General features: G+C 71.1%; 16 protein-coding genes and 1 pseudogene. 3 read left to right on the plus strand and 14 right to left on the minus strand.

What is annotated here, in order from left to right; translation table 11 throughout:
* Window positions 1-48: 48 nt before the first annotated feature.
* The 7 genes from ABEB13_RS21390 to ABEB13_RS21420 form a co-directional block, all read right to left on the minus strand.
* Window positions 49-1,206: a tyrosine-type recombinase/integrase gene (locus ABEB13_RS21390; RefSeq protein ID WP_345706777.1), complete on the minus strand. Its 1,158-nt coding sequence runs from the start codon at window positions 1,204-1,206 to the stop codon at window positions 49-51.
* Entirely contained in the window at window positions 1,206-1,400 is a 195-nt protein-coding gene (locus ABEB13_RS21395; RefSeq protein ID WP_345706778.1) for a helix-turn-helix domain-containing protein, read from the minus strand. Before ABEB13_RS21395 ends, ABEB13_RS21390 begins: the two co-directional genes overlap by 1 nt.
* A 295-nt stretch (window positions 1,401-1,695) precedes the next feature.
* The gene (locus tag ABEB13_RS21400; RefSeq protein ID WP_345709766.1) at window positions 1,696-3,267 is read right to left on the minus strand and encodes a YfjI family protein; all 1,572 of its coding nucleotides are present in this window, start codon (window positions 3,265-3,267) and stop codon (window positions 1,696-1,698) included.
* A 133-nt stretch (window positions 3,268-3,400) separates the two neighbouring features.
* Window positions 3,401-4,345, minus strand: a complete 945-nt coding sequence (locus ABEB13_RS21405; RefSeq protein WP_345706779.1) for a bifunctional DNA primase/polymerase — start codon at window positions 4,343-4,345, stop codon at window positions 3,401-3,403.
* 172 nt (window positions 4,346-4,517) lie between these two features.
* The gene (locus ABEB13_RS21410) at window positions 4,518-4,724 is read right to left on the minus strand and encodes a hypothetical protein (protein ID WP_345706780.1); all 207 of its coding nucleotides are present in this window, start codon (window positions 4,722-4,724) and stop codon (window positions 4,518-4,520) included.
* A gap of 18 nt (window positions 4,725-4,742) precedes the next feature.
* On the minus strand, window positions 4,743-5,009 hold the full coding sequence (locus ABEB13_RS21415; protein WP_345706781.1) for a hypothetical protein: 267 nt from the start codon (window positions 5,007-5,009) through the stop codon (window positions 4,743-4,745).
* Window positions 5,006-5,218 (minus strand): hypothetical protein, encoded by a 213-nt coding sequence (locus ABEB13_RS21420; RefSeq protein WP_345706782.1) that lies wholly within the window; start codon window positions 5,216-5,218, stop codon window positions 5,006-5,008. Before ABEB13_RS21420 ends, ABEB13_RS21415 begins: the two co-directional genes overlap by 4 nt.
* Window positions 5,219-5,281: 63 nt before the next feature.
* Here ABEB13_RS21420 and ABEB13_RS21425 point away from each other — a divergent pair, with 63 nt between their 5' ends.
* Complete coding sequence (locus ABEB13_RS21425; protein ID WP_345706783.1) at window positions 5,282-5,449, plus strand: hypothetical protein; 168 nt, start codon at window positions 5,282-5,284, stop codon at window positions 5,447-5,449.
* A gap of 6 nt (window positions 5,450-5,455) precedes the next feature.
* Here ABEB13_RS21425 and ABEB13_RS21430 read toward each other — a convergent pair whose 3' ends face one another.
* From ABEB13_RS21430 to ABEB13_RS21460, 7 genes and pseudogenes are all read right to left on the minus strand, one after another.
* Window positions 5,456-5,644, minus strand: coding sequence for a hypothetical protein (locus tag ABEB13_RS21430; RefSeq protein ID WP_345706784.1), 189 nt, complete (start codon window positions 5,642-5,644; stop codon window positions 5,456-5,458).
* 17 nt (window positions 5,645-5,661) lie between these two features.
* Complete coding sequence (locus ABEB13_RS21435; protein ID WP_345706785.1) at window positions 5,662-5,859, minus strand: hypothetical protein; 198 nt, start codon at window positions 5,857-5,859, stop codon at window positions 5,662-5,664.
* 212 nt (window positions 5,860-6,071) lie between these two features.
* Window positions 6,072-8,267 (minus strand): P-loop NTPase family protein, encoded by a 2,196-nt coding sequence (locus ABEB13_RS21440; RefSeq protein ID WP_345706786.1) that lies wholly within the window; start codon window positions 8,265-8,267, stop codon window positions 6,072-6,074.
* 351 nt (window positions 8,268-8,618) lie between these two features.
* Window positions 8,619-8,891, minus strand: a complete 273-nt coding sequence (locus ABEB13_RS21445; protein ID WP_345706787.1) for a hypothetical protein — start codon at window positions 8,889-8,891, stop codon at window positions 8,619-8,621.
* Window positions 8,892-8,906: 15 nt separating this feature from the next.
* Window positions 8,907-9,211 (minus strand): annotated as a pseudogene (locus tag ABEB13_RS21450) (RRQRL motif-containing zinc-binding protein).
* A gap of 62 nt (window positions 9,212-9,273) precedes the next feature.
* Window positions 9,274-10,161 (minus strand): DUF2637 domain-containing protein, encoded by an 888-nt coding sequence (locus ABEB13_RS21455; protein ID WP_345706788.1) that lies wholly within the window; start codon window positions 10,159-10,161, stop codon window positions 9,274-9,276.
* On the minus strand, window positions 10,158-10,409 hold the full coding sequence (locus tag ABEB13_RS21460; RefSeq protein WP_345706789.1) for a hypothetical protein: 252 nt from the start codon (window positions 10,407-10,409) through the stop codon (window positions 10,158-10,160). The genes ABEB13_RS21455 and ABEB13_RS21460 overlap by 4 nt, the downstream gene beginning before the upstream one ends.
* A gap of 427 nt (window positions 10,410-10,836) precedes the next feature.
* Here ABEB13_RS21460 and ABEB13_RS21465 point away from each other — a divergent pair, with 427 nt between their 5' ends.
* The gene (locus ABEB13_RS21465) at window positions 10,837-11,682 is read left to right on the plus strand and encodes a sigma factor-like helix-turn-helix DNA-binding protein (protein ID WP_345706790.1); all 846 of its coding nucleotides are present in this window, start codon (window positions 10,837-10,839) and stop codon (window positions 11,680-11,682) included.
* A 2-nt stretch (window positions 11,683-11,684) separates the two neighbouring features.
* Window positions 11,685-12,491 carry a hypothetical protein gene (locus ABEB13_RS21470; RefSeq protein WP_345709767.1) on the plus strand — a complete coding sequence of 269 codons (807 nt, stop codon included), beginning with the start codon at window positions 11,685-11,687 and terminating at the stop codon, window positions 12,489-12,491.
* Window positions 12,492-12,917 lie beyond the last annotated feature (426 nt).

A 12,917-nucleotide genomic window follows, 5' to 3' on the forward strand; every position in this document is an offset into this window, starting at 1 on the left:
CAGAGTCCGCAGCAGCAGGGAAATTTCCCCATTGCCGCGTGACCAGCGTCACTCTCCCGGACCATTGATCGCGTCCCGGAGCTTGGCGCTCAGCTTGGCGGCGGCGGCTCGCTGGGAGTCCGTAGTGACGTGGGTGTAGATCTCCAGCGTGGTGGTGATCCGGCTGTGCCGGAGGATCTTCTGCGCATCGTTGGGGTGCACCCCGAGGTGGGCGAGCAGGCTGCCGGTGGTGTGCCGTGCGTGATGCAGCGGGATCCGTCGGATGCCGGAGCGGATCACCCGCCGCTCGAAGCTTCCCGAGAAGCCATCCGGATCGATCATGCCGCCGGTCTCGCTGGTGAAGATCAGATCCAGCTCGGTCCACCTGTCGCCAGCCTTGGCACGCTCCATCCGCTGAAGCTGCCGCCGCTCTCCCAGCGCTTCGAGCACCAGGCGCGGGAGCGGCAGTGCACCCTTGGACGGGTCCGTCTTCAGGTCCGCGAGGACCAGACCCACGCCCGTTCGCCGCAGCACCTGCTTGCGAGGGTGGGCCACCCCCTCCCCGAGATCGAGATCGATCCAGCGCAGGCCCAGCAGCTCACCGCGTCGCAGGCCCAGCACGATGGCCATCACGAACGCGGCGTGGAGTCGGTGGGAGCGTGTCGACCGCAGGAAGGCGACGGCTTCTGCGGACCGCCACGGGATCACCTCCTTTGCGGTGGCCTGCGGCATGTCCACCAGGGTGGCCACGTTCCGCAGCAGCAGCTCCTCCCGCATCGCCCGGTTGAGCGCGTTCCGCAACGTCTTCATGCACTCCTGGCGGGTGGAACCGCCCACCCCCGCGCCCTGCAGCTCCTTGAAGAACTTTCGTAGGTCGGCCACACCCAGCTTGGCTAGCCGCTTCTTGCCGAGCTTGGGGCGGAGGTAGAGCCGCACCATAGTCTCGTACTTCGAGTATGTGTTCGGCCGGGCGTTCGGCTCCACGATCTCCGCGAGCCAGTAGGCCAGGAACTCCCCCACTGTCCATGCCTTCGCCGGCGTCGGGACGCCCTTGTCCTCCAGCTCCTTCGCCTTGGCCAGCTTCTCCGCAGCCTCGTCGTAGGTCTTGCCGTACCGAGAGATGCGCTTGCGCTCGCCGTCGGTCGTGGTGACGTACACCCTCGCTTCGTAGGTGCCGTCCTTGCGCCGGGTGACGCTCCCGGCGCCGTTCGGGTTGCGCTTGGCCATCAGGCGTTCTCCTCGATCATCTTGCGCTTGCGCATGTAGGCAGCGACGTCGGCGGCATCGAACCGGCGGGAGCGGCCGATGGTGAAGCTGGGGAGCTCCTTGGAACGGAGCAGGTCGTAGAGGGTGCTGCGGCCGATCCGAAGCGCAGCCATGACTTCCTCGGCGGTGAACGCCTCAGGGAGCGCGGTGGTCATTGGTGGTCCTCCAGGCGTCCGGGGGCTCCAGGGGCGCCGCAGAACCCGCAGAACCTGCAGAACCTCCCGGGAGGGGTTCTGAGCTGCGGGTTTTCGGCTGATCTTGGTTTCTGCAAAACCTCCGGAAACTCCGCAAAACCTCGGGCGGCCCGACGGGGCGTTCGGGGGCTCGGGGGTTTTGCTGGAGTTTCCGGAGGTTTTGCGGGCGCGACTGGCCTGCGCATCGGTGCAGGTCAGGGTGCGTGTGCGGGGGTTTTGCAGGTTCTGCAGGTTCTGCGGCGGGTTGGGGGTGGGCTCAGGTGCTGGGGTGGGTGACGGTGGGGTGGGTCTGGTAGCGCGGGGACGGGGGCCGGCCGCCGCGGGTGGTGCGCTTGGGCTGCTCGACCTGGCGGATCCAGCCGTGGTCTTCGAGCAGGGTCAGGGCGGGGTCGAGGTCGGTGACGGTGGGGAAGTCTGCGCGCGGGAGGGCGTTGAACAGCTCGCGGCGGCTGATGGAGTCGCGGGGGTTGGCGGCGAGCCAGGCGAGGGCGGTGCGGGCCTTGGCGAGGGCGGCATCGGAGCCCATGGCGTCGAATACGGCGAGGGCGTGCGCGGTGAAGTAGTCGCCGATCCGGCACGCCGCGGTGAGGGTGTCGGCGGTGATGGGGCGGGTCCAGCCGTCGGCGGGGTGGGTGGCGAGGTGGAGCAGGCCGGCGATGCGGCACACGGCGCCGTCGAGCTTTCCGGCCCAGGTGTCGATGTGGGCGAGCGGTCCGCCCGGCCGCAGGGCGGCTTCGGTGCGGCGCTGGTAGGCGAGCAGGGCGGCGTCGGCCTCGGGGCTGAGGGTGAGGACGGCGGGGTCGGTCCAGCCGGCCATGGCCAGGGCGAGGGTGGTCAGGGTCTGGGCGTAGGTGTCGGCGACCTGCGGGGGGATCAGGTCGGGGGTGAGGTTGCGGAACCCGACCATCGAGCGGGGCAGGGAGTACAGGAACCGGGCGAGCAGGCCGCGGTCACCGAAGCCCTTGGCCTTGGCGATGTCCCGGAACACCGACGGCTGCACCGCGAGGCCCATGGTGAGCGCGGGCGCTTCGAGGAACTGACTGTCCCGGCCCTGCCGGTTCACGCGGAGCATGTCCCCGGCGTGCCCCTTGAGAAAGACCTCCAGGTTGGGGGTGCCGGAGTAGCGGCCGGCGATGATGTCGAAGATCCCGCCCTCGGCGGAGATGACGGCCATCCGGCCGCCCTGCTCGGCCAGCAGCGTGGCCAGCCCCTCCGGGGTCACGTCGTCGGCAACGAGCTGCGGGCGGGCCGGGACCGTGGTGGTGTCGGCGGCCTGCGCCAGGTCGATGGCCTCGGCGGTCAGGGCGTCCCGCTCGTCGGGGGCGGCGTTCGCGGCCTTCGTGGCGGCCTTCTCGGCAGCAGCCCGGGCGAGCTTGGCCGTGGTCTCGGCCTCGGCCCGAACGGCGGCGTGCTGCTCGATCAGGGCCTTCTCGACGGCGAGCAGGGGCCGGGTGAGCTCGGAGACGATTGCCGACTTCCGGTTCCCGGGCGGGAGCGCCACGACGGTGAACAGGTTCACCTGCTCGCGCCACCGGCCGCGCACCGCGACCACGGCCCGCCCTCCACAGGCTGTGGAAAGGGCGGCCAGGCCCATGCATCCGGCGAGGTCGGCGGGGGTCTGGGTCTCCTCCGCAGCCGCGGTCACCATGGCGCCGATCCAGGCAGGCAGGGCATCGGTGGGGAACGTCGGGAGGGCACGGGCCTGGCCGAGCGGGACGGGGGCGTCCCACACGTCGGCCTGCTCGGGCGGCGGTTCCATCTGGTCCCAGCCCTCGCCGAACAGGCTGGTGACGTTGCCGTACGGGGACTCGGGCGGGTTGGCGGGCATGGACACGGGCGTTCCTTCCGGGCAGGGGTGAAAGGCGGTCAGGCGGGCCGTGGCGGGCGTTCGCGGCGACGTGCGGGCCCGGGTGCCCCAAGGAGAAAGCTGCTTACTCCTTGGGGCACCGGCGGGCGGCGGGTCAGGCTGCGCGGCTGACGCCCTGTGCGCCGCGGGCGAGTCCCTGGCGGATGGTGCGCAGGCACTCGGACTCACCGAGGCCGATGGAGCGGCCGGCGGCGAGCAGGGCGTTCGTGGCGTCAGCCTCGGGCAGGGTTCCGGCGGCGACCAGGCGGCCGACGGAGGCGGCGGAAGCGAACAGGGCCGTGTTCCGCCGCCCCTCGCCCGCCTCCTCGACCTTGGCGGCCTCGCGGTCGAGAACGGCGCGGTTGTAGGCGCTCAGGCGCCCGATCCGGGAGCGGATCGACGCCACGTCAGGCGGCGGCCCGGCCGGGGCCTTGGGGGTGAGCAGGGTCAGCAGCCATGGCGGGAGCGGGGCCGGGGGCAGGTCGACGGTGACGACGTAGGGCTTGCCGTTGACGGTGCTGCCGGGGGCGACGACGTACCCGCCGCTGGCGCGGGTGTCGACCTTCCACCCCAACCCGCCGCGCTTGTCTCCGGTGGTGTTCCGCAGCCGCACCCCGTCCGGCAGAACGAAGTACAGGTGGAAGCCGCCGCGGCCGGTGCGCACGGTCAGGGTCTGGTCGGGGATGGGCTGCTGGTACTGCTCGCACAGGGCGGCGAACACGTCCATGCCGTCCGCGATGCCCTGCCCGGCCACATCCGGGGGAGGCACGTCCCGGGGGTGCTTGGGGGTGTCGAGGTCGACCACCAGCAGCCCGGACGGGCCGCAGGCCACCCCGATGCCGTACGGGCCGTGCCCCCACGCCCGGCCGATCACGTCCGGGTCGAGAGTGGCGCGCTTCTCCCAGCCGAGGTGACCGTCAGCGCACGCGCTGATGCCGGGGCAGCGGTCTTTGTGGTGCAGGGCGGGGTATTTGGCGTCGGGTGCGAGCGGGAAGACGTGGTGCCCGCGGCCGGCCGCCGCGAGGGCGGCGGCAAGCTGGGGGTTACTGGTCGGGGGCAAGGGTTGTTCCCTCCTCCGGTGGGATGTGCTGCTCGGCGCACACCTTGTGCGCCGGACGCCGCTGCTGGTCCCGCAGGGGCGTAGGGCGGCCGCACCAGCGACACGGGCGGTCGCCGGTGCGGTCGTAGTGGCGGGCGTCGCGCCAGTCCAGGCCGGGCCCGGTCATGGGTGGTTAGCGGTCGCCGTACTTGGCGTCCCAGCGGGCGATGGCCTCGTCGTGGAGCCGGTCCGCGCGGGCTTCCAGGCGCTTGGTGGACTTCCCGCGGTCGTCGGCGCGGGTGATCCGGACGCCGAGGAGGAAGAGGCGGGCGGCGTCGGTGAGGTTGTCGGCGCCGAGCTGGCGCGGGTCGAGGTAGGTGGGGCGGTCCTTCTTGGCCATGGCTGGTGTCTCCTGATCTCAGGCGGCGCGGCGGCGGGCGGTGGGGAAGGGCAGGACGGTGGCAAGCTGGACCGGCTCCGCCTCGGCGGTGTCGGGGGCGGGCTCGCCGCCCTCCGGCGGCACCCCGTCCCCGGCGGTGGCCCGGGCGTGGGCGGATTCGGCGAGGACGGTGTCGACGGCGGCGGCGTCGGTGCGCCAGCCGCGCTGTCCGGTGAGGTAGGCGGCGGTGCCGGCGATGCCGGGGCCGAACAGCACAGCGGCGGTGACCAGGTCGGCGGTGCTCACGGGGTGGTGCCTCCGTTCGCGGTGCAGGTGGCGAGGGCGTCCAGGACGGTGGTGCCGAGGACGGCGAGCCGGTGTTCGATGGCCTGCCAGGACTGGGCGTCGATGTGCATCAGGGCCGCCAGCGCGGCGGCCGGCTGCCGGTCGGTGGCGGCGGTGAGGGCTTCGCGGAAGTGGACGGCGGCGAGCGGGCGGATGTCGGGGCTGGTCATGGCGGTGGTTCCTTCCACGGGGCCGCGGCCGGGGGCCGGGCAGCGGGTGGTTAGGGTGCGCGCATGGAGAAGCTGTTGGCGCTACTGGTGAAGGGCGCGATCCGTGGAGGGGTGCGACTGTTCCTCGGCTGGCTGGGCGTGTCAGGGTCCGTGGCGGCTGTGGTCGTGCTGGTGCTCGCGCTCTGCTGGAGCGGCTGGATGCTGACCCGCCGTCGGGCGGCCCGGGCCTGAATCGGCTCAGTGCTGGGCGAGGGCGTGGACGGCGGCGGTCAGCAGAGCGTTGACGGGCCCGGCGAGGCCGGTGGAGGCGGCGGTGAAGCCGGACAGCCACACCACCAGGGCGGCGCCGGGGCCGAGGCGGCGGAAGTACAGGAGCGCTCCGGCTCCGGCGGCCATCAGGAGCGCGGCGGACACGGTGACGAGCACGGTGGTTCTCCTCTCGGTTAGCGGCGGGCGGCGTCGCGGATGCGGCGGGCGGCGGCCCGGGTGCGGGTGGAGTGGTTGTGCAGGCGGCGGCCGATCCGCAGCCGCCGGCCGGTCGCCTGGCATCGGCGGCAGGGCTTGGGGCGGCGCCGCAGGCGGCCGGTGGGGGCCTGCCAGCCGGTGCCGGTGCACTTGCGGCAGCGGCCGAATGGGCTCACCCAGCACACGGCGCTGTAACACAGTGTGACGGCGAGTAGGCAGGCGAGTGCCAGGACAGTGGGGGTCACGTGGGTGCCTCCGGGGCGGGTTTCGGGGGTTTGCGCAGGTGGGCCGCTATCCGCTAGCGGCCAGCTCGGAGCCTGGATGGGCCGCTATCGGGGCTGCTATCGATAGCAGGGGCACCCGCTATCGATAGCAGCCCCGGAGGGTGTCAGGCGGGCCGCTTGTCGTCACGCCGAGTGATGGCCTCGGTGAGGTCCTTGTGCTCGATGCCGCGCTTGTTGACGAACTTGCCGCCCACCCGGCGGCCGACCTGCCCGGCGTTCACGCCGTGCGGCTTGAGCGCGCTGGACAGCTGCTCGGGCTCCCAGCCGCCGTACCGGTCCTCGTCCAGGGCGGCGAGCGCGGCGACCAGGGTCTCGGACCAGACCTTGGCCTCACCCGCGGGCCAGATGGAGATCAGGTCGTCCAGGATCCCCGTGTTGTTCTTCGCCCGCTCCGGCTGCTCGCCCGCGGCTACCCCGGTGAGGGTGCCGGCCGCGATCCGCGCGGCCCGGGCCCGGTCCATGATGCGCCCGGCGGCGGGGCCGTCGAGGTAGTAGGAGCGGACGATCTGCGCGTCGGTGGCCGCTCCCACGAGGTAGCCGATGCCCTTGTCGTTCGCTGTGAACGACGTGGCCCGCAGACCGTTCTTGTAGCTGGACGTGCCGAGGACCATGTCGTTCTCGGTCTGGCCCATCACCCGCAGGCAGAACCGGATACCCACGTTCGCCGACACCCCCGACGGCAGGGACTTCACGTCCGGCCGCTGGGTGGCCAGCAGCAGGATCACGCCCATCGCCGGGCCGCGCTTGATGATGGCCTCCGAGAGGGTGCCGGCCTCCTTGCCGAACGTGTCGTGGGAGTACAGCTCCTGGCACTCGTCGATGATGAGCACCAGCGGGTGCAGGCCGAGCTTGCGATCGGCGGCCAGCTCCGGGGTGACCTTGTTCTCCGGCCGCCGCTCCTTCGGCAGCGAGCGGATGACCGCGGCCCGGCGCTCCAGCTCCTTGTGTACGTAGCGCAGGGAGTTGACGGCGCCCTCGATGGTCTCGTCGTCGGCGCCGGAGCCGTAGTCGGCGGCGACCTTGGCGGCGTCCTCCAGGTCACCGGTGCCCTTGAGCTCCCACACGTGCAGCTCGGCGGTCGGGTCGAGCGCCGCGGCCAGCATCAGGACCCGCAGGGCGAAGGTCTTGCCGAACCGGGGCATCGCACCGATCAGCACGTTCGCGAACATCAGCAGCATCGACACGCTGCGGCCGCGCTGGTCGGTGCCGAACGGCAACGGCTTGAACAGGCTGACCGTGCCCGCCGCGGCGAGCGGCCACGCCGGCGCCTTGGTCTGCGACATGTCCTGATCACCGACCCACAGCATCAGCCGTCCGGCGTGCTGATCGTGGACCGGCTCCGGCCACACGCACCCCAGCGGGCGGCGCAGACCGGAGGCGAGGCGGTCCCGCTTGTCGATGATGTCGATCGCGGTCACGCCATACGGCAGGTCGATGTCGGCCCGCCAGCCGTTGCCGTCCCGGGTGATCGGCGCGACGAACTTGATCCCGTCACCACCCTTGGCCATCGCCTTGTTGATCTCGGCAATGCCCATCGCCCCCAGCGCCCGAACGATGATGTCCGAGGTCAGGCGCTGCACCTTCGTCGCCACCACCGCCCGGTCGATCAGCGGCTGATCGGCCTGCCCACCCGCACCCCCGAGCGCGAGGGCCGCGGCGGTGGCCAGGGCGAGGGTGGTCCAGCCCGGGGTGGCGACCAGCAGCACCGCGGTGAACGCCACCCCCAGCACCGCCGCGAGGGCGAGGATCACGCCGCGGGAGCGGACCCGGCGGTCCCGCTGCCGCGACAGGATCAGGTACTGCTCCACGTCCTCCCGGCGCACCGACGCGGCGCGCACGGGGCGGCCCTCGGAGTCGGTCACCCACCGGTAGGTGCCGCCGACCAGGCGGGCGGTGCCGCGCGGCGCCCGGCCGAGCAGCTTCCCGGCGTAGAGCGGGGAGCGGACCGCGTGGTAGCCGGTCGTGTGGGCCGCGTTGCCGCCCAGCCACCGGGCGTAGGAGACGAGTTCGGCCTTCGAGCGGGCCCAGGCGGGGATGATCGGGCGGCGCTTCGCCCCGCGGGCGGTCGCCATCCGGTCCACCGGGCCGGACTTCTCGCGGGAGTCGACGTAGACGGACGGCAGGCCGTCCTCGTCCACGCCAGGCCCGACCGGGCGGCGGTCGGCGCGGGCCTTGTCGAAGTCCAGGACGGTGGCGCCGATGGCCTGGTCGGTAGCCATGTCCGCTTCCAGGGCGGCGAACAGGCCGTTCGGGTCGTCGGGGTTGTTGTCCGACCCGGAAGGGGTGTGGTGCTGGTTCACTGGTGGTTCCTTCCTCACTGCCATGGGTGGTGCGGGAAAAGGGGCCCGGGGCGGCCGGACAGCTTGCCGGCAGGAACGGCCGTCCCGGGTGTGATGCGTGTCAGGCGGTGGCGCAGTCGCAGGAGCGCAGGTGCAGCGCGGCGCAGTGCTGCAGCCTGGTGAGGGCCGTGGGGCGAAGGTCAGCGTCGAACTCCATGTCGTCCAGCACGGTCAGCAGGTCGCCGAGCTGGTGACGGGTGATGGTGACGGCGTATTCGTTCCAGCGCTCCAGGGCGTGTCGCGCGTCCGGGTTCTCCCAGCGCAGTTCCAGCTGGACGGTTTCGGTCTGGTTTTCTATGGCGGGGCTCCTTGTCAGTCGCGGTCGGTGGCGCGCCAGGGGATCGAGCGGCAGTCGGCGGCGTGCTTGTTCGCGGCGTCGCGGGCGGTGTGGCGCTGGGTGGAGCCGGGGCCGTTGTCGGCCTGGCAGCCGAGGCACAGCCACTTGAACGCCAGGTCGGGGCCGTGGTGGGCGGCGGCCTCGGCGTGGTTGAACAGGGCGACCAGGGCGGAGCCGAGGGTGAGGAACACGGCCTCGGTGCCGACCGGCAGCCCGGTGACGGGGTCCTTGTGGATCAGCGTGAACACGGTGTCTCGTCTCGATCAGGCCGCGACCGGGAGGCCGTCGGCGCAGGGCAGGCAGGTACCGAGGTGGGCGGGCAGGACGTATCCGGCGTCCCGCCCACAGGACGGGCAGGTACGGCGGGCCCGGTTCGCCGCGGCGAGCGCCGCGGCACGGGCGGGGTCATCGGCCGCACGGGCTTGGCCAAGGTGGTGCGGTAGAGGTAGGCGGCCCGCACACCGGAGCGGCGGGAGCGCCAGAGGATCTGTGCGGCGACCGGCTGACCACCCGGCCGCAACCCCCGGGCGCGGAGCTGGCGGCGGGTCAGGTAGCCGTCCGGGGCCATCCGCCACGGGAACGTCGGCAGGCCGAACCGCTCGCCGTCCGGGTCCCAGAACCGCGGCCGGCTCACGCCGCGGACTCCTCACCCGCAGCGCCGTCCTCGTCCTCGTCGGCGACGGTCGGCGGCTCGGTTGGGGTGGCGGTGCGTTCGGCCTTGAGGGTGTCGCGCAGGCCGCGGGCGTTGACCGACGACGTGCGGACCGCGGTGCGGATCCGCTCCGCGGTCAGCTCGGCCTCGGGCCAGTCGGCCGTGGCGATGCGAGCCTCGGCGAGCAGCTCCGCCGGCGTGCGGGTCGGGACCTTCGTGCGGGCCGACTGCGGCACGCTGCCGGTCGACCGCCGCGGCCGACTCGACACCGCCGCCACCGCCCGCACCGGGCGGACCGGCACCACCTCGACCGGGGCCGGAATCGGCTCCGCAGTCGGTGCCGAGTCGGCCAACTCGAACAAGGGTTCGATGCGCTTGGGGTCGGCCGATTCGAGCAGTTCAGACCCCGACCGGTTTGCACTGGGCTGGTCGATTTCTGCCGGTTCGGGCCGGTGGTGCAGCACCTTCGCGACCAGGTCAGATCCGAAGAAGATGGAGCCAACCGGCAAGCAGGAGGCGAGCAGCACCAGCGCATAGTGGGCGGGTGCCCAGTCGGCCAACCGGACCCGACCGCCGCCGTGCAGCGCGGGCACCAGACCGTGCACGTAGTTGAGCACCAGACTGGCGGCAGTGAAGGCGCCCAGCACCCGCAGCGCGAACCGTCGGTCCGGCCCGGTCAGGATCAGCGCGGCGACCAGTGCGAGCGCCATCAGACCGTCGACCACCAGCGGGTAGAGACCGGCGGCGAGCGGGTCCGCGCCGATCGCGGCGGCGATGTCCTTCAACGCGTTCCACGAGACGCGGAACGCCATGCCGACCACGCCCAGCAGCGCGGCCACCATCCAGAACTTGCCCGCCCGACTCACGCCGCCACCCCCAGCATCACCGGCCGGCGACGGACGGTGCGGCGGGCCACGGCCAGCGGGACCGGCGCGGTGTTCATCAGACGCTCGGCGTAGGCGGCCAGCTCCGGGGCATCCCGGCGCAGGTCCGCCAGCACCGCATGCGCCACGTCCATCCGGGCGGCGCGGTCGAGGGCCGACTCGCCGGGCACGCCGACGAACAGCTCCTCATCCACACCCAACGCCAGCTCCGCGAACTCATCCGAGTTCACGGCATGCTGGCCTGCAACAATCGACTTCACGGGTCTACCTCTTCGTCCGTCGGGGAGGTGGGCCCGAGGGCCGCCGCGCACTCCTTGGCCGGAGCGCGGCGGCCCGTCTCATTGGGCCCAGACCACTCGTCACGCACGAGTAGCCATGGATCCCGGCCCGCATCCAGGGGTGCGGGCCGGTCACCAAAGTGACTCGTTCGTTGATGAGCACACTGTTGAGTTCTCAAGGAACACGCGCTTCCTTCGGGGGCTGTCACCCCACCCCTCCAGGCGCATTTGCACAGCTCAGAGCAGCCCTAAGAAGGGCTTCTGGTTTGCCTAGGGGGCTTTCCCTTTGGCGTGATACCCAAGGTAGGCAGGGCGAGCCTTTGCGTCAGGCCCCCTCGCGGTAGCCTTGCTATGCCCCCTAGGCAGTGAAGGGATCACCGTGCACGAGGAACTGGAGCGGGTCGCGAGTGTCGCCCCGCCGGTCGACAGGGCCAAGGCAGCGATCGACCTGATGGCGGACTATCAAGGCCGTGTTGTGGAGCTCTCTCGTATCCGACGGGAGGCCATCGAGGAAGCGTCCGCAGCTGGCATGACGCAGGCGGAGATCGCCACACAGCTGGGCGTCAGCCGGGGCCGGGTGGGGCAGCTCGCTGCGGCCGGCCCGCCCCCGGAGCGCGCGTTCTTCGGGGTCGGCCCGATCACGATCCCGCTGGGGGGTAAGTACGAGGCGAGCAAGACGCCGGACCAGAACCCCAGCCAGGTGGTCACGAGGGAAGACCTTCAGAACTTCGAGCACCTGCGAAAGCTCATGGCGGGCATGAAGCTGGATGCGGAGTACGAGGTGATCCCGCCCAGCGGCATCGTGAACCTCAATCGCGAACATCTGGTTGTCATTTGCGGTCCCCGCCTGTCTCCGATCATCGCCCAGGTGCTCGAAGGTGATGACTTCCTGCGCTTCCACAAGGACACGTCCTGGCACCTGGTAGACCAGGCGACCAAGACTCAGTACAGGTCTCCGCTAGACATCGACGGGACAGCAGGAGACGTGGGCTACCTCGCCCGCCTGCCGCGGCTGGATGGGAAGGGGACGTTCCTGTACATCGCAGGGATCCACGCCATCGGGGCGAACGGCGTCGTGCACTATCTGGAGAACCACCTTGCAGAGCTCTACCGCGAGGTCAAGACACGCCGCTTCTCCACTCTGATCTCCTGCCGGTACGACCCCGCGACCCTGGAAGTCTTGGAGAGCAAGCGCGTGACTCCGATCTACCGACACGAGGCGTGAACATGCAGGCTTCCCTTGCGACCGAACCGGGCGGCCTCGCGCCGAACGAGGACTGGGCGGCAGCATCACCGTCGCTTGCTGTGGTGCTGGATGGTCTCAGCACGGGGGGCCTGGATACGGGGTGCTCGCACGGGGTCCCCTGGTACGTGGCGCAGCTCGGCGGCCGTATCATCGCCGAGCTGAGCGGGTCCGGGATCGCTCTCACTGAGGGACTGGCTCGTGCCTTGGAGCAGGTGGCGATGCTCCATGCCGAGTGCGACCTGAGCAACCCGGGTACCCCGTCGGCGACCGTGTCGATCCTGCGCGAAGGGCCGGCCAGCCTCGACTTCCTGATCCTTGCCGATTCGCCAGTGGTCTTCGAAGGCGAAGACGGCTACACCGTCCACACCGATCTCCGTGTTGACTCGGTGGTTCCGGAGCTTCGAGCGGAGACGGAGCTCTACGCGACAGGTTCACCCGAGCATCAGGCCGCTGTACAGAGGATGATCACTGCCCAGCGGCTTACGCGAAACGCTCCGGGAGGCTACTGGGTCGCTGCGAGTGGCCCGGAGGCAGCTGAGCATGCTGTCGTCGGCGTAGCCAGCCGCGACGCGGTGTCCGCTGCAGCCGTTATGTCGGACGGTGTGTCCCGCCTTGTCACCGAGTACGGCATGGCCACATGGGCGGATGTCTTCAAGATGCTGCGCGATGGCGGGCCGACAAGTCTGATTCGGTATGTGCGGGAGGTCGAGGCCACAGACCCGGTCGGCCAGCGCTGGCCACGGTACAAGGCAGGTGACGATGCGGCCGTGATCTTCTGCCAACAGTAGGTCCCGTCTACGGCGACGCGCTCCGAAGGCTGTCGGCCCCCGATCTCCCGCCGTGCAGCGGCAGGTGGCATGATCCGTGCACTGCGGCTCATAAGAGGGCCGTCTCAGAAGGCAAGGCCGTCGTGAGCGTTCTCCGTTGGGCGTGTGTAGTTGCGATCTGGACGCCGATGATTGCCTTCGCCACACCAGCTCTCATACGCGGCCGACAACCGCGTTGGTGGGGTCCGGTGGGAATGCCCCGCCTTTGGGCTATAGGCCAGCTCATGGTGACTGTGGGCTGCACCCTTGGCATTGTGATGACCGGCTGGGGCGGTACGGCCTGGCCGGTAGCTCCTCTCACTCTTCTTGGCGGGCTTGCCCTGACGGAATGGGGCCGCCGCGCCACACCTCGAAGCCACAGCTGACCGGCCCATACGCCATCGCGTA

This window comes from Kitasatospora paranensis, assembly GCF_039544005.1.
In the GTDB taxonomy this organism is placed as follows: Bacteria; Actinomycetota; Actinomycetes; order Streptomycetales; family Streptomycetaceae; genus Kitasatospora; species Kitasatospora paranensis.